A 16,116-nucleotide genomic window follows, 5' to 3' on the forward strand; every position below is an offset into this window, starting at 1 on the left:
CGGCATCGGCCCCGGCAACGCGCGCGCGTACGGCGCCGGCGTGAATGATGCGACGCTCACCTTGAGCGACAGCCAGGACCCGGCGTGGACTGGATATACGCCCGTCGGGTGGCGACTCGCTGACTCGTCTTTCACGGGCGAGTGGTTCAACGGCCGCATGGCGTGCGTGAAGGCGTGGACGGCCGCGCTCACGGTCGCGGAGCTTGAGGCCGAGCGGTGGTACGCGATGCCCGTGCGCCGAGCGGACCTGTGGTACTGCAACCCTATGGAAGGGCCCGCCTCGGCCTTCACCCAAGACTACTCGGGGAACGGCAATACGCTCACCGCTTCGGGGACGCTGACGCTCGAAGATGGCCCGCCCGTCGCGTGGGCGCCCCGAAAGCTCTGGCGGGGCTGGTCCAGACCCGCTGGCGCGCCGCCGCCACCACCACCGACAGGCCTTCGACGACTCCTCGTGGGAGTCGGACGCTAAGCAGGAGGAGCAGGGATGCGCAGGATGCTCGGACTCGCACTCGGCGTGGGGTTGCTCGTCGGTCATGCGGCCGCACAACCGCCGCTCACGATCCTCGTGGACATCGACCGCGGGCGCTTGGAGTGGGAATGGAGCCAGGGGACCATGGGCCCCGCGGACGGCTTTCGGACGGAGTGCACCAACGTCCAGGGGCGCACGGTTGTCGCCGACGTCGCGGACCCCAACGCTCGTATGATGCCGCTGAGCCAGGCCATCGACAGCGTCGGGACCTGGACCTGCGTCGCCAAGGCGTATAACGCCTTCGGCGTCTCAGATCCGTCGAACAGCGTGACGTTTGAGGCCGGCCGGCGGCCGTCCGCGCCGGGCAACACCCGCATCGTGGTGCAATGATCATTACACGGTTGGCAACCAGGGACCGCCGGATCCACCGGGTCCTGATCCGGCCCGAGCCGCAACCGGTCCGGCTCTTTCCCCACCGGTGGCTGCGGAAGGGCGTCCGTGAGGGGTGGATCAAGTACTTCAAGATCGACGGGTGCCCAGCCATCGAGTTCCTCTCCCACCCACGGGTGGTCTACAAGCTTGTGCGGCAGCCCGGGACCTGGTGCGCGCATTGTGGTCTCGTCATCCCCCGACACCTGGCCCCGGAGCACGTCGCCCGACAACACCCCAACCAACCCTCCCCTGACCCGGAGGCACCGTACGGGTTCAAGGTCGAGCACCGCTGGCTCGCCGTACGGGTCCGCTAAGGAGACACGCCTATGCCTAGTTTCGTCTACAACATCTCGCTGGGGCGCGCGGTCGAGTTCTACCAGCGCGTGGACGGTGGGGACCCCTCCACCGCGCTCCTCGTCGTCACGGCCATCACCACCTCAGCCGGCGACGCCGCGCTCAAGGACCTGGACACGTTCCAGCAGATCATCGACCGCACGGACACCGACGAGGTCACGAACACCGGCTATACCCGCAAGTCGTTCAACGCCGCGGGGCTCGCCGCCACCAACCCAGATGACGTCAACGACGTCTGGGAGCTCGACGTCGGCGACATCACCTGGGCCGCCGTGCAGGCCGGTACGAGCTGGACAGATCTTATCTTCAACTACAACCGACAAGGTGACAACGTGGCGGCGAACTTCATCCCCATGACCCAGCACGACTTCAACATCACCCCGGACGGCTCTGACATCACGGCCGTCGTCAACGTCTTCTTCCGCGCCTCCTAACACCACCCCGTGGCCTTTCAGCCCAGCGCCTTTCACACCGGCGCCTTCCAGCACCAGCCGCTCGTCCAGACGCTCGTCCCCGCGGTGGAGGGGGATACGGCCCGGGCGCTCGGCCGGGGCCGAAGCCTCCGCGTAGCGACCGAAGGGGATGCGGCGCTGGCCCTGGTCCGCCGGCACCAGAACACCCTCGCCACGGCCGTCGAGGGCGACGCGGTCCCCACCCTGGGGCGCCAGAAGCGGAAGGCGATCCAGCCGGCCACGGAGGCCAACACCGCGACCGATCTCACCCGGCGGCACGGCATCACCCTCGTGGTCGCCACCGAGACCGACGCCGCCGGTACGTTCGGTCGGTGGAAGCGGCGCGCCCTCGAGACTGTGCTGGAGGGGGGGACCGCCGTCGCTCTCGGCCGTACCAAGCGGCGGGCCCTCGTTCCCTCCACTGAGGCCAACGAGAGCGCCGTTCTAGGCCGGGTCCGTGGGCGTACGCTGGTCCGGGCCAACGAGGGAGCCGCGGCTGTGGAGCTCGGTCGTCGCAAGGGCCGCCTGTTGGGGGCGTCGACCGAGTCCGATGAAGCCACACTCATCAACATCGCCGGGAGCCTCCGCGCCGCCAACGAGGCAGACCAGGCCCGCCGGATCGGCCGCGGACGGTCCCTCCAGCCCGCCACAGAGCTCAACACCGCGCTTCCCTGTCCGCCGTCCCACCAACGGACGCTCGTCCCCGCCGAGGAGTCAGACCTCTCCGCAGCGCTCCTCCGCGACAAGCGACGGACACTCGTCACAGCCACCGAAGGCGCGACCGCCGTCGACCTCGGCCGGATCCACCGTGGCACCCTCGTGGCGGCCACGGAGTCCGATAGCTCCGCCACGCTCGGCCGTGGGAAGCGCCGGGCAATCCTCAACGCCACGAGTACTGAGTCGGCCCTGGTCGTGGGTCGGGGACGCCGACTCGTCCCCGCCCAGGAGACGAACGAGAGCCTCGCGCTCGGCCGCCGACACACCCTCGCGCTGGTCGTCCCCACCGAACTCGACCAGGCCCGGGTCATCCCACCCAGCCACAGCCTAACCCTGGCAGCCGCGACCAGCACCGAGGCGGCGCAGGACCTCGGCCGTCGGCATGCGGTCGTGCTGGCTACCCCCGTGGAACGCGACGAGGCACGCCTCCTCCCCCGTCGGAAGGCGCTGGCCCTCGTCCCCGCCACCGAGACCGACGCGGCCCAAACCATCGCCGGGGTCCGCGGCACCCTCGCCCGGAGCGCCGCCGAGTTTGACGAGGCCCCACCGATCACCCGCCGCCGGGTGGTTCCGGCGCGGATCCTCCGTACCACGCTCGGCGTCACACGGCGGGTGGCGACCACGGTGGGGACCCAGGCCGTCATTCGCAGGACGAGGCTCAACCAGACCCGCACGCTCCCGACGACCGTCCCGGCCGGCGCCGTCCAGCGGTTGCGGACCTCTCTGGGCGAGACCGAGACTGTCCGCGTCCCTGATCTCACCATCGTGCGAGATTAGCCGTGGAATTCTTCGAGACGGACGACAACGTCACCTTCGAGGTCTATCTGAGACAGGCCGACGGGACCACGCCCGTCACCCTCCAGGCCGGGGATACCATCAACCTCCGCGCCAAGCGTCCACAGGACACGACGACCCGCGTGCGGGTCGGCGCCATTGTCGACGGCCCAACCGGCCGGGTGTCCTTCACGATCCCCGCGGGGTTCTTCCCCGCCGGCGACTACCAGGCCCAAGTCCAGGTGATCCGCGCCGGCGGGACCTCGACGTTCCACTCAGAGATCTTCCGCTTCCAGATCATGCGCGGGGTGCCCTGAGGTAGACCGTGGAAGTCTGGCACCAGTTCGCGTCCGCGAAAGCCGACAGCACCGACACCTCGCTCGTCCTAGCCTCGGACTGGAACCGGGTTGCGCTCGCAGGGGTTCGGGCCACGAACGCCAGCGGCGCCACCCTCAACCCAGGCGACGTAGTCGCCTTCACCGTCTCGGGCGGTGCGCTGGCGGTCACGCTCTCAACCGCGACCGGCGCGTCCTACGGGGTGTGCCTCGGCAACCCGCCCAGCTCAAGCTCCAAAACGGTCGGGGGCGCGGTCGCCAACGGGGCTCAGGGCTTGTTTGGGTTGATGGGTGTCCACAACACCCTCGTTCAGGCCCCAGTCACGGCTGGCGGTACCCTCCGCAAGAGCCCGACCGTATCGGCAGCGCTCAGCGCACGTACCGACAACGCGGTCGAGGCGCTCGCCATCGCACTCCAGAGCGTGAGCACCGGGACGGCCGTCATCCCATGCCTGTGGCTGGGGCACACAGACTGGGCCGTCCCACGCGACCGCACCGTCTCCGCTGGAACCGGACTCACCGGCGGTGGGGCGCTCAGTCAGAACATTACCCTCGCCCTCAGCACGCCTGTCGCGATCTCACTCGGTGGGACAGGAGCCGGGACTGCCGCCGGCGCCCGGGCGAATCTCCTCGCGGAAGGAAACCTCCGGGCGGTCCGGGTCTTCACGTCCAGCGGCACCTGGAACAAGCCCGCGGACGTGGTGCGGGTCCTGATCGAGGCCGTGGGCGGCGGTGGAGCCGGCGGGGGCGCCGGCACCACTAACATTGAATCCGTGTTAAGTGGTGGTGGAGGGGGTGGATCCGGCGGCTACGCCCGCGCATGGGTCGACGTCACGTCCATCAGCAGCCTATCCATCACGGTTGGGGCAGGCGGCAGTGGTGTGGCGGCAGGGAACGGTGGGAACGGTGGAGCCACCACCGTGTCGTCAGGGACGGCCGTCTCGATCACCTGCAACGGTGGGACTGGTGGAGCCTACGGGGGGGCCAACGAGACCATTGCCGGGGCAGGTGGCCAAGGTGGAACAGCCAGCGTGAGCGGGAGCGCCGTGCTGGCGTCTGTGGCCTCCCAAGGTGACGCTGGGGTCCCAGTCACTGCCTTAAGCAATTTCGGTACCTGCTACCCGGCTGGCGCGGGCGGTCGGCTTGGTGGGTGGGTCGTGCGCTACTACCCACCCTCCGGCACGCCTGGCCCAGGTGTGAACGGCACCCCCTACGGGGGCGGCGGGAGCGGCGCGCTCAACAACACGGGCACCCCATACACGGCGGCGGGCGGAAACGGCGCCCCGGGCGTGGTCATCATCTACGAGTACGGCTAGAGGTGTCAACCGTGCCCCGCTACGCGATCATCGACCCAAGCACCCGCCAGGTGCTCAACGTCATCGTCGCAGACGACGCCTTCGCCTCCGAGCTGGCGGCCGCGACCGGCCAGCTCCTGGTCAAGCACGACACAGCCAGCCCGGGCTGGACGCTCGCGCCGGACGGGACCGCCCTGCCGCCACCGACCCCACCGGCCGTGAACCCAGTTCTCGCCGCCCGTCAGGCGGCTCTTCGAGCGGTGGCCGACGCGGTCGATACAGCGACCACGCTAGACGGGCTCAAGGCCGCCGTCAAAGCCCTCGCCCAGCTCCTCTAAGTCGGAGATCACTATGAAACGCTGGCTTGCCGCGCTCCTGACACTGCTGGTCGCTGCTGTCGCCTTCGCCGCCCCCTACACCACTGGGGACACAGCGCTCGCCAGGCTCTGGTTCGACACGCCTGAGGGCCGGCAGCCGGCGTGCACGGCCTTCTGGATCGACCCGGGCGGGCCGCTCGGCCGGCAGACGCAGCCACGGGAAGCGGAAAGCCTCGTCTCCTGGCTGGTCTCGGCCGGGCATTGCCGGGCGGCGACACTCGTGAGCGACGCGACCGACTCGACGGTCTTCGGCTGGGTCGACTGGCGTGTGGCGGTCGAAGGGCAGGGCTACGCGACCGCGTGGGACCTGGCGATCGGGACCGCGCCGGACGTCCGCGGGCCGGACAAGCGCTGGTTCACGCTCGCAGAGGCCGACCCCGCACAGGGCCAGCTCGTCTACGTCCACGGCTTCCCGCTCGGGGTCGAGCACGTCGCCGCGGGGGTCGTCGAGGGGCCTTCCACGAAGTTCCCCGGCTCCCTGGTCGTTGTGGCTCAGACGAGCATGATCGCCCCCGGCGCCTCCGGGAGCCCCGTGATGGATCACTACGGGAACGTGGTGGGGGTCCTCTGGGGGCTCGACCAGGACGAATCCGCCCCGAACCGCCAGCGCCTCTACGTCACGCCCGTCAGCGCGCTCCGACGGGCCCTTGACCTCATCACCCCCAAGGAGGTAGCCTCGTGAGCAAGGATCTCGCCACCACTGTGATGGGCCTTGTCGTCGCTATCGCCACCGCCCTCATGACCTTCAACGCCCCGCCGGAGACCCCGCTCTGGCTCTCCGTGGTCGGCTACCTGGCCGCCGCCGCGAGCGCCGTCTGGGGCTACTTCACGAACAAGCGGTGACCCAGCTCGTCGCGGAGCTCCTGGCTCGGCTCGCGGTCCAGCTCCTCCGGGAGCTGCTCCAGCACCGGGCCGTCCGCGACCAGGTCCGCTATGAACTGGCTCAAGAATTGGCGCGGCTGGGTGAGCAAGCCACGGCTTGGCGCCGTGCTGCTGAGTCTCGCGGTGTGGGCGGGGAGCTCCGGGTGCGCCCTGACGCTCCGCCCCTGGAGCTACCGGGTCCAGATCCCGGAGCTCCGGGCAGCCCCGGTTGAGCTCGGCTGCCGCGTCGGCGGCACGCCCGACATCTGCCTCCTCGTCCTGCGCGAGGACTGGGAGGCCCTCGTGCGGGAGCTCAAGGCCGCCTGCCTGGCGCTGGGGGGCACCCCACGCGAGTGTCAGGCGGAGTAGGCGCTGTGGTTGGCCACGCTCTGGGAACGGCTGGGGCTGGGGGCAGACGACCTCTACTGGTCTCGGGTCTACCTGGCGGCAGTCAGGGTCGGGGCCCCGCACTACCTCCTGGCCCCGCCGCGGTGGGCGGACGCCGTGGTCGAGCTCGACGTCCACTACCGCCAGGGCCGCACGGTGACCGGCCGGTCGCTGACCCGGGCTCAGGCGGACCGCGTCTTCCGGGAGCGGCTCACCGGGCCACTCCGGTGGGTCCTCTGGGCGTGGCTCCGGCTCACAGGATGGAGAACTTGGCGACAGGCTCCGCCCCGTAGGACGACCGACACTGCGGACAGAGCCACCCGAACTCTCCTATGGTCAGCAGCGCGTCAGCGCCGCAGAAGGCACAGCTCGTCCCGCCCTGGCCGCACTGGGGACACTGCCAGACCATCCCACGTCGTAACAGGACCGCCCGACACGACGGGCACACCCCCGGGGCGCTCACGGGCGTAGCGTCGCCACCCAGCGCCTGAGCCGCAGGTAGAGCGCCTCCAGCCCGCGCACGTCGCTCACGCACCGTCGTACCAGCGTCCGGAGCCCTCTCTCCGGGTCCCTGACGACCTCGTTCCAGGTATCCGGGGAGAGGGTCATTTTTTGTTCCGGGGCCTCAAGCCACCGGAGCACGTGGGCCTGGCTCCGCCGGCTCAGGGCCAGCCGGTGGCGGACGAGGTAGTAGAGATCGAGGTGGGGCCGGTGTCGGAGCGGGGGGAGCCCGTGGTGGAGCAACCTCGACTCCAGGAAGGGCACGTCGAACCGCCGCCCGTAGAACGTCACCCAGATGTAAGCCTGGCCCAGCCGCTCGGCCAGGGCCTCGGCCAGCTCCCGGTCATCCCCCGGGCGCTTGACCTGGAAGATCTCCACCGGCCGCCGGTAGGGCTTGACACAGCCCACGAGCACGCTGTCGTAGTCCGCGCCGGTCCCGGTTGTCTCGAGATCCCAAAACACGATCGCCCGGGCCTGCTCGGCGACCGCGAGGAGCTCCTGGACCTCCTCGCGGTTCACGTGACCGCCCTCGGCTGGCGGGGATCGTACTCGCAATGGATATGGTCCGTCTCCAGGAGGACGTCCCACTCCTCGTCCCCGAGCACCTCGCGGAGCCGGTCGACCAGCAACGTCCGCAGGGCCTGGGGAACGTTGTGGATGCGGAGGTCGAACGCCAGCCCACGGTAGTGGAAGCTGCCGGGTTTGTGGGCGCCCTCGGTGATCGAGGTCACCCACATCTCCCGGATACCCTGGCTGGCGTAGACCTGGTCAGCAAGCACGATCCCCAACACCGCCTCGGGGCGGATGCCTTCCCACCGCACCCCTGGCTTGATTCGGATCACGCACACCTCCTCACGCCGGCGTGTTGGCTTTCACGTCACCTCCGTGTCATATGCTGCCGGAGGGTCGAGCTGATCAAGTCGACCACGTCGGCCATGGGCAGCCCGTAGACGATCACCTCGCGTGCCGCCTTGGCCGACATCACCCGCACAGTCACGGCCGTCGGCTCGCCGATCTGGATCACCTCGCCCAGCAGCCGCGGCCGGCGCTGACGAACCCCGTGGTACCGCCGGCGGTGATCCGCCAGCGCTGAGTACTCCCCTCCGCACTCCGGGCACGGCTGCTTAGGCCGCACCGACGGACGTCCTACTTCAGACATCTTCAACCCCTCCTTTGTGTTGCTGACTTCCCTAGTAGAGCGACTTCGGCTTCGGTCGCGTACGCGGCACCGGCTTCTTCTTGGCCACCTCATCACCTCCTCTCCCCTAGAGTTTGTACGGCCCCCGACGGAGGCCGCAGACGTCACACACGAACCACACCCGCGCGGTCACGTCTCGCGCGTCGTCGCCCTCGTACTGCCACCGCGTCTCTGCGGACTCGCACGCCGGGCAGTCGATGCCCGTCGGGCGGTCCACCGTCGCGCCCTCGTCCACCATCGCCGCTCCTCCTCTCGACCGACCAGCCAACGCACCCACGCGCGGCCGTCGTCGCACAGCCACCCCCACGCCTCCGCCGAGCCCGCCCGTGCGTCGCGGCAGCCCTGCGCCACCACCGCCCAGAGCAGCGCGCACTCCCGGCGCGGCGGCGTCGCCCACCGGGGCTCGGGAGGGTCCGTCCCGCGGTGAGACACGCGACGACGGTCGCGTCGCGCGCGTGCTCGTCGACCGCCCGCCAGCCGCGCGGCAGCCCGAGCCGCTTGACGAGCGCCGGTGGGTAGAGCTTGACCTCGGCGACCCGACGCGCCACCGCCACCCCCCAGAGCACGCCCACGGTAATGGCCAGGCGAATCAGGCCGGTGCGGCGGCCGTGCCACTGGACGGTCTCCAGCCCCACACGTACCCCCTCGCCCAGCTCGTCCAACAACCGGTCCATGTAGCGCCCCAGCTCACGGCACCGGTCGACCCACGTGCGCGTCCTCGGACGCCACGTCCACGCTTGCCGGAGCCGCGTCCCGTCGACCACCGCGAACCCGCAGTTCGCCCACCCCGGGTCGATCCCAAGGAACGTCGCCACCGCCTACCCGTCCCCGTGCCAGACCACTACATGTAGCCCCGCCGTACCGCCGGATCGTCGTCACCCTCGCTCGGATCGTCGTCCTCCACCTCAGGCCACCCGGCCAACGCCACCTGCGCGGTCGGCACAAGCCGGTAGGTCTCGTCTGACGGGAACTGACAGACGAGCTCACCGTCCGCGAGCCCGCGCCACGCCACGACCCCGGAGGCGGTCGTGACCGGCTCGACCGCGTCCACGTCGAACCCCAGGAGCCCCCAAATCCCCGGGATCACGAGGACGAAGCGCCGGTCCAGGCGCGGTGGCTCGACGCGAATCAGCTTCCCGTGACGCTCGGTTCGCTCACCGCCCAAAGTCCTCATCCTCCACAAGCTTGAACCCCCGTTCGCGCCGGAGCCGGCCCACCACGCCCCGCCACGCGCCGTGGCGGTTCTTGACGACGTGGACCGCCACCCGCCCGCCGGCGTCCGGGAGGAGCTGGAGCCCCAGGTCCGCCGCGTACTCGATCTCGCCCGACTCCTTGTAGGCCCCGACCCAGGCCTCGCTCCCGTACAGCGAGCGGGCGATCTCCGAGACCACGAGCACGTTGCAGTCTCGGCGCTTGAGCCCCTCGAGCCGGTGGACCCAGCGGTCAATGCCCGCCCGGCGGTGCTCGACCGACGTCGGCAGCTTCTGGATCGAGTCCACGACCACGAACGCGGGCGCCCCCACCGCGAGCAGGTCCGTCTCAATCGTCGCGGCCGTGTCACGGTAGTAGAGCCGGGCCGTCGCTTGGCGGGCCGCCTCGACGTCCCCGTTGAACAGCGCGCGGAGTCTATCGCCGGTGGCATACCGGCCGTTCTCGAGATCGTAGTAGAGCACGGGCATCACCCGCGCGGCGTCGAGCGCGGCCTGGAGCGCGAGCGTCGACTTGCCGACCCCAGGCTCCCCGCTCAGCGCGGTGAAGCCGACCAGTCCGCCGCCGAGCCGCTGGGAGATCTCGGGGAGCGACGCGAGCGGAATCCGTGGGACCCGCGGCAGCCAGCCCTCCCCGAGGAGCTCGGCGAAGGTCGTGGGCCCCGGATCCGGCCGGAGCGACGCGATGGTCCGGAGCAGCGCGTCGACGTCGAGCGCCCCGGCGTCCATCTGCCGCGTGGCCTCGTTGATGAGATGCACCAGCGCGTAGCGGGAGCGCACGTACCGCCGTGCCGTACTCGCCGCGCCGGCCGCGCCGAGCGCGTGCCCCAGGGCCGTGGTGATCTGCGCGCACGTCGTCTGGTCCCAGCCGTAGCGTTCAGCGAGCAGGAGGGACAGCGCTTCCGGGGGGACTGGTGGCTTGGCGTCAGCGAGCACGGCGTAGACGCGCTGTCCCTCCACGCTCAGCTCTTCTGGTCTCACCTCCTCCCGCGGGAGCACGCCCGCCATAACCGCGGCCAGCAGGGCGCGCTCGAGATCCGGTGATACCCGCACGCTCCGCGTTGTCACGCCACGCTCCTCAGATCAGGGCCTCATAGCGCCCGGGCGGCTGGCAGTCATGCCACCAAGGACAGGTTTCGCACATCCAGTCCTCGCACAGAGGCAAGTCCGAGGGGTCACGGTCCTCGATAGCCCGTCGGAGGTGGTCGGCCATCTCGCGCATAGCCTGCCGGATGAGCGGGAGGGTCGAGGGCTCCACGTGGACGCTCCAGACCAGCGGGCGAGGGGTGGTTTTCCCATCTGTGTCCCGGAGCATGATGTACCAGACCACGAGGAGCCCCCGTGGCTGCTCCGTCAGCGCCATGTACATCAGGAGCTGCCGGAGATAGAGTCCGAGCCCATCCGAGGCGTCCCGCGGCTGCCAGAGGGCGCGTGAGGTCTTGATCTCCACGGGCGTGCCATCCTCGAGGCGGGCGTCGAGCGAGTACCAGACGCCTACCTCCTCGTGCCACGCCGGCTCGGGAACCGTCCAGCCGGCCAGGCGCGCCACCATCTCGTGGAGCTGGTGCCCGATGACGTAGAGCCCGACTTCCCGACTCGAGGGCTCTTTGGGGACCGTGATCCGCCAGTACGCCCTGAGGGGCGAGACCAGGTCGGTCACGTGGAGTCCCTCCGGGCGCGTCCGCTGCTGCTCGGCCAGCGAGGCCGCCGCCGCGGTGAGCAGGCGCCCCTCCCAGCGCTCCTCACGCACCAGACGGAAGTCCACGCTCACGTCTCAGGTGCCCCTCCGTCCCGCTCGAGCTCCGCCGCAAACGAGTCTTCCTCCTCAGGCTCGTCGTCCGGCTCCTCGACCCGCCGGACAGGACGTCCACGCGGTGGGGCGCCGTCTCCCCGTGGCTGCGATACAGCCACCGAGAGCCGGTAGGTCCACTCGCGCCCTTCCCCCGGCTCGGCCCGCCAGAGAAAGAGGCTCAGCTCCGCGCCATCCTCACGGCACTCAGCCAGTAGCCGGCTGAGCTGTCTGTAGGCGTCCGGCCAGATCCGGCCGGTCCAGAGCCCGCGCCTGCGCGTGGGCCAGAGCACACCCAGGGAGAGGAAGTTCCCCCCACCACCGCCGCCACGCCGCGGTCCGCCGCCGCTACGCGGGGGACCCGACGCACGCCTGCGCCACCGCTCACGACTCTCCCACACCATTTCCTACGCCTCCTTCAGCCGCCCCAGCAGGGCGACACGGTGACCTTCGCCCGAATCGGCAAGCTAGCCGTACTCGGGGCTAACTCCCGGAGCGGCCGCCGCTCCTCCACCGCGGCCTCGAGCAGCCCGCGGAGCCGCTCCACCCACGCCCCAGGACAGTCGACCAGCACCGAGTCATGGACCTCGTTCACAATCGTCGGGACCTCCGGCCAGTCAGGCAGCTCGCCACGCTCGGCCCGCCGGGCCTCCTCGAGCAGCCGCGCGTGCCACAGCCCCAGGCCCCAGCCCGCCTCGGCCAGGATCCGCTCCTCCAGGTCGATCAGGATCGCCGCCATCACATCCGCGGCCAGGGATTGGACCGGGTAGTTGATGGCCTGGTTCTCCACGTGCTTGCCGGTCCCCACCAGCCGACGGACACGCCCCGTGACCGAGACGACCCGCCCGAGCCGCTCCCGCTCGGCGGCCATCAGGCGCATGTAGCGCCGGAGCCGCGGGAAGGCCTCGAGGTAGGCGCGGTGCAAGCGCACGGTCTCGCGCTCGTGCGCCTCATAGGGATCGGCCAGCCGGAGCCCACGGGCCCAGAGCTGCTCGGCCATATGCTCGGGGCCCATGTTGTAGTGCACGCCGAGGATCACCCCCTTGACGTTCCGGTACTGTGGGTCATCCTCCGTGAGCTCCCGGCCGAGGAGCTGGCGGGCGACCTCGATGTAGCCGCCGCCGTCCGCGTAGACGCGCATGAGCTCCTCGTCCCCAGCCAGCCAGGCGATGATCACCGCCTCCAGGCGGCGGAGGTCGGCTTCGACGATCTGCCCGCCAGGCCACCGCGAGACCACCAGGCCCCGGACCTGGCGGGGCCAGTTCTGGCTGTTCGGGGCGGCCGCAGAGCGCCGGCCAGTCCGGGCCCCGAGCGCGCGGAAGTGGAACTGCAACCAGAGCCGGCCGTCCGGGAGCGGGCGGAGATGCCGCTCGAGGCCAGCCGCGTAGGTTGAGTGCAGCTTCGCCGCCTGAGACCAGTCCAGGAGCGCGTCGATCACCTCTACTGCGGCGGGCTCCGCACTCTCCCGCAGGCGGCGGAGGGCGTCCCGCGTCACCTGGGGCTCGCCGCTCGCCGTGTAGCCGACCGGGACCAGCCCCAGCCGACCGAAGAGCAGATCCCGGACCTGCCGGCCGCGCGTAGGCGTGAAGTCGCTCGGGCCACCGGAGCGGACGGAAAGCTCGACCAGCCGCCGCTGAAGCCCTTCCACCCGGGCCGCGGTCTCGGCACGCAGCGCCTCGAAGGCCTTCCGGCTCACGATCACTCCGGCCAGCGTCGCCCGGTGGAGGACCATCGCGACCCGCTGCGTGTACTCGACCAGTCGGCGAGAGACCCGACGGGCCAGGAGACGACCAAGCTTCCAGGTGATCCAGGCATCCCACCGGCAGCGACGCTCGAGCTCCTCACGCGACCAGGTCCGTACGTAGCGAGCACGGGTCTGAGCCTTCCAGGCCGGAACCGGGTCAGGCAGGAGCGAGGCCGCGACGCTCTCCAGATCGTACTTCGGCAGCCGCTCCTCGGCCATTCTTGCGACGAGCATCACGTCGAGGATACCACGACCGGAGACGTAGCTGTCAAGCGGCGGGAGCCAGCCGTGCGCGATGAGCTGGTCGAGATCGCCGGGGATGTTGTAGCCGAGGAGGAGGGGGGTGGTCTCGGTCAGCCGGGCGAAGGTCTCACGGTCGACAACCGCGGCCTGCTCCCGAGCGACCGCAACAGCCAGGAGCTCCTGGCCGTCCCACTCGGTGTCCACCGCGAGGGCCGAGCCTGGGGAGGGGACGCCCTCCGGGCAGTCCAGGACCCGCCCCCCGTCCGCAAGCTCACGGGCCAGACGGAGATCCCGGATCACCAGCTCCCGGTAGAGGCTTCCGTCCCCCGCCCCACCGGCTCTGAGGACGGCCGCAGGGTGGAGGGTAGGGAGGACCAACTGGGCTCGGCCAAGCGGCTCGGCCTTCCGGCCTCGGGTAGCCACTTTCTACACCTCCGAACGACGGGCGTGTTGGCCCTGCTGGCGCCACCCTACCCCACTGCCTGTGGGGCCGTCAAGCGTTGAGTCGCGCCCGGCCCACACGGGCGGCCCGCGGAGCCACCCCACGCCTACGGGGCCGTAAAGGGCCCTAGGAGCCCTGATCGTAGGGTGGCCAATAGGGTAATAGCGGCCCCCCCGCCGATCTTCGATCCTAGGTGCCTTAGCGGCCCTCTGGCGGCCTTCTGCCGGGCCGGTCGACCCTACACCCCGGGCCGGACACACCACCGCCCGTGTGGTCTGCTGGTCAGACCGCACCCCCAAGTTGGGACACTGAACGGTTCTGCGGGGGAGAAGGTATAGGCGAGGCCTTTGAGGGCCTCGCCGTTGGTCACATACCCAGCCCTTCATAGAACACTGTACTACGTACTACACTGTACGTTACGCCCGGAGGGCGTAACTCGTACGGCAGTGTACTACGTACGGCACTGTACGTTGTGCCTGTAAGGCACAACCCCTACGGCAATGTGCGATGTGTGTGTACTACGTCTGTACGACATTGTACGCCAGACTGCGGATCTCTCCGCGGGATGACAGGAATACGTAAGACCACGTGGTCCGTAGGATCGGGTACAGTACGAGGTAAGAGCCGTCCTCTACGGCGTAACCCCCTGTTCTGCTAGGGATCCACTTAACCCTCACGTACTCTACAGAAACTGTAATGGGCTCGGCCGTCAGTCTATCCACGTCCTGTACCCCCACTTGAACCACCAGTATAGATCTAAGCTTGGGCGACGTGCATGACTTGCTGGGGCTATGACCTTGCCAATCAGGGGCTTCGCCCCCCGCTCGGTGTCGAACAGCACTACCAGGGGTCTGTCGTGAAAGACGAAATACAGGCACGTCACATCAAGACAGACGTCCACTGTCGGCCGATCACTCATGAGGCTCTCCCTGGCTGGTACACACCTGTTGACAGGCCCAAGATCTTGTGGTAGTCTGTGCTCATGGACCAACCTGTATGCGGCAAGTGTGGGTCGGAGCTCCTGTTAGACGCAGACTCTCCTGCGGCTCGCAGGAACCAGCCACGTCTTTGGCGTTGGTACTGCTGGAAGTGTGGGTGGGATACCTACACGGCCGTGCAGCTTGAGCGGTGGCACTGCTGGAAGTGCGGGTGGGATACCGACAGGGGGGCCAGCAAGGAGGTAGGCCAGGGTGAGGAGTCTCGCTGCAGCGATCATGAGTTGGGCGTTCGTCGCGGTCGTCGCAGACAACGAAAGCGCGCCGCAGTACCACACCGCGCCGACACGCGAGGCGTGCGAGGAGGCGCGACGGCTTCTCGAGGAAGCCACGCAGCCGGCCCGCGCCGCGTACGACTTCCCCTACGGGCAGGTCTACACGTCGGCGTGCTACCCGACGCGGGAGTAGGCCATGCGCGTCTACATCGCGGGAGTCTACGAGGACCGCAACGAGTTGCGAAGGGAGCTCGAGGAGGCGGTGCGGCTGCTCGGGCTGCACGGACGGCTCGAGATCGTCAGCCGCTGGCTCCACCGCGACGGGGAACCGCCGCCGGAGGCGTGGATCGACCGCGAGTTCGTCGACCTCGACGCACGGGAGCATCGGATCGCCGTAGAGGACGTCCAGGACATCCAGAGCGCGGACGTGCTGGTGCTCGACACGCGAAGCCGAGCGCTGCGGGGCGGACGCGAGGTCGAGTACGGCTTGGCGCTCGCGCACAAGCTCCCCGTCGTTCGGGTCGGTCCGGCTCGGAACATCTTTCACGGGCTGGCCTCCTACGCCTGCGAGGACCTCATCGGGGCGCTTGAGTGGATAAGCCAGCGTCTACCGTGAGGCAGCGTGATCCTATCACGGGCGGCGAGAAGGATGTCAAGCTGGCCCGCTACGATCTCCTGCCCGACAGTGTCACGACGCTCCTCACCGCGGGGTTCAGCGATCTCTGGGCGTCGCTGGACGTGTTTTGGAACCATGGTGGTGGGCGCCCGGAGCTGGTACGGGTGGGGTTAATCCTGGCCTTCGCGCTGGGGCCTGGGTGGCCGACGCGACTGGCCGAGGTCTTCGGCTGGGGCGCGGGGAAGTACGCCCCGCGGAACTGGGAGCGCGGGTACCCGTGGAGCTGGGCCTACGCCGCGCTCCGACGGCATATCGCCGCCTGGCTGGCGGGAGAACCCGACGACCCGGAGAGCGGGCTGCCGCACCTGGCGCACGCGCTCTGGCACGTCGTGGTCCTCATGCACTTCCTGGGTCGCTACCGGGAGGGGGATGACCGGCCGCAACCGAACCTCACGACGGCGCCGTCGTAGCATCCTCGCCCAGCTCCGGCGGGCCTTTCGCCACCAGCAGACCGACCCCGCGCCTGCGCGGTTATGGATCGCCGCCTCCGATGAGCACTTCTCTACCCCGCCGGCCCACCAGCACCACGACGTGCTGCCCCCGGTCCAGGACGGCGGTCCGCTCGCCCCGAACCTCATCGTGTGTAGCGGCCAGGCCCACCGCCTGGCCCTCGACCTCAAGGACGACACGTGAGGATCCGCCCCTTCCG

The 16,116-nt window shown here is 69.7% G+C and carries 23 protein-coding genes; 15 read left to right on the forward strand and 8 right to left on the reverse strand.

Features of this window, described 5'->3' with window-relative positions:
- From QN141_13350 to QN141_13400, 11 genes are all read left to right on the forward strand, one after another.
- Positions 1-472 (forward strand): hypothetical protein (locus QN141_13350; protein MDR7559462.1); only part of this gene is annotated, 472 nt, incomplete at its 5' end.
- Between the two features lie 24 nt (positions 473-496).
- Positions 497-862, forward strand: a complete 366-nt coding sequence (locus QN141_13355; GenBank protein ID MDR7559463.1) for a hypothetical protein — start codon at positions 497-499, stop codon at positions 860-862.
- An 11-nt stretch (positions 863-873) separates the two neighbouring features.
- The gene (locus QN141_13360) at positions 874-1,218 is read left to right on the forward strand and encodes a hypothetical protein (protein MDR7559464.1); all 345 of its coding nucleotides are present in this window, start codon (positions 874-876) and stop codon (positions 1,216-1,218) included.
- A 12-nt stretch (positions 1,219-1,230) separates the two neighbouring features.
- Positions 1,231-1,692, forward strand: coding sequence for a hypothetical protein (locus QN141_13365; protein ID MDR7559465.1), 462 nt, complete (start codon positions 1,231-1,233; stop codon positions 1,690-1,692).
- A gap of 9 nt (positions 1,693-1,701) precedes the next feature.
- Entirely contained in the window at positions 1,702-3,204 is a 1,503-nt protein-coding gene (locus QN141_13370) for a hypothetical protein (GenBank protein MDR7559466.1), read from the forward strand.
- A 2-nt stretch (positions 3,205-3,206) separates the two neighbouring features.
- Positions 3,207-3,518, forward strand: a complete 312-nt coding sequence (locus QN141_13375) for a hypothetical protein (protein MDR7559467.1) — start codon at positions 3,207-3,209, stop codon at positions 3,516-3,518.
- An 8-nt stretch (positions 3,519-3,526) separates the two neighbouring features.
- Complete coding sequence (locus QN141_13380; protein MDR7559468.1) at positions 3,527-4,852, forward strand: hypothetical protein; 1,326 nt, start codon at positions 3,527-3,529, stop codon at positions 4,850-4,852.
- 2 nt (positions 4,853-4,854) lie between these two features.
- Entirely contained in the window at positions 4,855-5,169 is a 315-nt protein-coding gene (locus QN141_13385) for a hypothetical protein (protein MDR7559469.1), read from the forward strand.
- 13 nt (positions 5,170-5,182) lie between these two features.
- Positions 5,183-5,890: a serine protease gene (locus QN141_13390; protein ID MDR7559470.1), complete on the forward strand. Its 708-nt coding sequence runs from the start codon at positions 5,183-5,185 to the stop codon at positions 5,888-5,890.
- Entirely contained in the window at positions 5,887-6,051 is a 165-nt protein-coding gene (locus QN141_13395; protein MDR7559471.1) for a hypothetical protein, read from the forward strand. Before QN141_13390 ends, QN141_13395 begins: the two co-directional genes overlap by 4 nt.
- Positions 6,052-6,171: 120 nt before the next feature.
- Positions 6,172-6,438, forward strand: coding sequence for a hypothetical protein (locus QN141_13400; protein MDR7559472.1), 267 nt, complete (start codon positions 6,172-6,174; stop codon positions 6,436-6,438).
- 477 nt (positions 6,439-6,915) lie between these two features.
- Here QN141_13400 and QN141_13405 read toward each other — a convergent pair whose 3' ends face one another.
- The 8 genes from QN141_13405 to QN141_13440 form a co-directional block, all read right to left on the reverse strand.
- Positions 6,916-7,476 (reverse strand): ribonuclease H-like domain-containing protein, encoded by a 561-nt coding sequence (locus tag QN141_13405; GenBank protein MDR7559473.1) that lies wholly within the window; start codon positions 7,474-7,476, stop codon positions 6,916-6,918.
- Positions 7,473-7,799, reverse strand: coding sequence for a hypothetical protein (locus QN141_13410; protein ID MDR7559474.1), 327 nt, complete (start codon positions 7,797-7,799; stop codon positions 7,473-7,475). The genes QN141_13405 and QN141_13410 overlap by 4 nt, the downstream gene beginning before the upstream one ends.
- A 35-nt stretch (positions 7,800-7,834) precedes the next feature.
- Positions 7,835-8,116, reverse strand: a complete 282-nt coding sequence (locus QN141_13415; GenBank protein MDR7559475.1) for a hypothetical protein — start codon at positions 8,114-8,116, stop codon at positions 7,835-7,837.
- A 106-nt stretch (positions 8,117-8,222) separates the two neighbouring features.
- Complete coding sequence (locus QN141_13420) at positions 8,223-8,393, reverse strand: hypothetical protein (GenBank protein ID MDR7559476.1); 171 nt, start codon at positions 8,391-8,393, stop codon at positions 8,223-8,225.
- A gap of 603 nt (positions 8,394-8,996) precedes the next feature.
- The gene (locus QN141_13425; GenBank protein MDR7559477.1) at positions 8,997-9,320 is read right to left on the reverse strand and encodes a hypothetical protein; all 324 of its coding nucleotides are present in this window, start codon (positions 9,318-9,320) and stop codon (positions 8,997-8,999) included.
- Positions 9,310-10,431 carry an AAA family ATPase gene (locus QN141_13430; protein MDR7559478.1) on the reverse strand — a complete coding sequence of 374 codons (1,122 nt, stop codon included), beginning with the start codon at positions 10,429-10,431 and terminating at the stop codon, positions 9,310-9,312. The genes QN141_13425 and QN141_13430 overlap by 11 nt, the downstream gene beginning before the upstream one ends.
- Before the next feature lie 10 nt (positions 10,432-10,441).
- Positions 10,442-11,134, reverse strand: coding sequence for a hypothetical protein (locus QN141_13435; GenBank protein ID MDR7559479.1), 693 nt, complete (start codon positions 11,132-11,134; stop codon positions 10,442-10,444).
- A 436-nt stretch (positions 11,135-11,570) separates the two neighbouring features.
- Complete coding sequence (locus QN141_13440) at positions 11,571-13,439, reverse strand: DNA polymerase (protein ID MDR7559480.1); 1,869 nt, start codon at positions 13,437-13,439, stop codon at positions 11,571-11,573.
- Positions 13,440-14,771: 1,332 nt separating this feature from the next.
- Here QN141_13440 and QN141_13445 point away from each other — a divergent pair.
- Genes QN141_13445 through QN141_13460 form a run of 4 tightly spaced genes read left to right on the forward strand, consistent with a single transcriptional unit; the run spans position 14,772 to position 16,100 of the window.
- Positions 14,772-14,984 carry a hypothetical protein gene (locus QN141_13445; GenBank protein ID MDR7559481.1) on the forward strand — a complete coding sequence of 71 codons (213 nt, stop codon included), beginning with the start codon at positions 14,772-14,774 and terminating at the stop codon, positions 14,982-14,984.
- 3 nt (positions 14,985-14,987) lie between these two features.
- Positions 14,988-15,407, forward strand: coding sequence for a hypothetical protein (locus QN141_13450; protein ID MDR7559482.1), 420 nt, complete (start codon positions 14,988-14,990; stop codon positions 15,405-15,407).
- Positions 15,404-15,877 carry a DUF5664 domain-containing protein gene (locus tag QN141_13455; GenBank protein MDR7559483.1) on the forward strand — a complete coding sequence of 158 codons (474 nt, stop codon included), beginning with the start codon at positions 15,404-15,406 and terminating at the stop codon, positions 15,875-15,877. The genes QN141_13450 and QN141_13455 overlap by 4 nt, the downstream gene beginning before the upstream one ends.
- A complete protein-coding gene (locus tag QN141_13460; GenBank protein MDR7559484.1) occupies positions 15,837-16,100 on the forward strand; it encodes a hypothetical protein in 264 nt (87 codons plus the stop codon). Before QN141_13455 ends, QN141_13460 begins: the two co-directional genes overlap by 41 nt.
- Positions 16,101-16,116: the final 16 nt, after the last annotated feature.

Source organism: Armatimonadota bacterium, assembly GCA_031459765.1.
Classification (GTDB): Bacteria; Sysuimicrobiota; Sysuimicrobiia; order Sysuimicrobiales; family Kaftiobacteriaceae; genus Kaftiobacterium; species Kaftiobacterium secundum.

Bases quoted from the DNA above. Each gene is read 5' to 3' on its own strand.
- QN141_13415 (MDR7559475.1), bottom strand. From the start codon at position 8,116: ATGTCTGAAGTAGGACGTCCGTCGGTGCGGCCTAAGCAGCCGTGCCCG.
- QN141_13390 (MDR7559470.1), top strand. From the start codon at position 5,183: ATGAAACGCTGGCTTGCCGCGCTCCTGACACTGCTGGTCGCTGCTGTC.
- QN141_13460 (MDR7559484.1), top strand. From the start codon at position 15,837: ATGACCGGCCGCAACCGAACCTCACGACGGCGCCGTCGTAGCATCCTC.
- QN141_13420 (MDR7559476.1), bottom strand. From the start codon at position 8,393: ATGGTGGACGAGGGCGCGACGGTGGACCGCCCGACGGGCATCGACTGC.
- QN141_13355 (MDR7559463.1), top strand. From the start codon at position 497: ATGCTCGGACTCGCACTCGGCGTGGGGTTGCTCGTCGGTCATGCGGCC.
- QN141_13450 (MDR7559482.1), top strand. From the start codon at position 14,988: ATGCGCGTCTACATCGCGGGAGTCTACGAGGACCGCAACGAGTTGCGA.
- QN141_13365 (MDR7559465.1), top strand. From the start codon at position 1,231: ATGCCTAGTTTCGTCTACAACATCTCGCTGGGGCGCGCGGTCGAGTTC.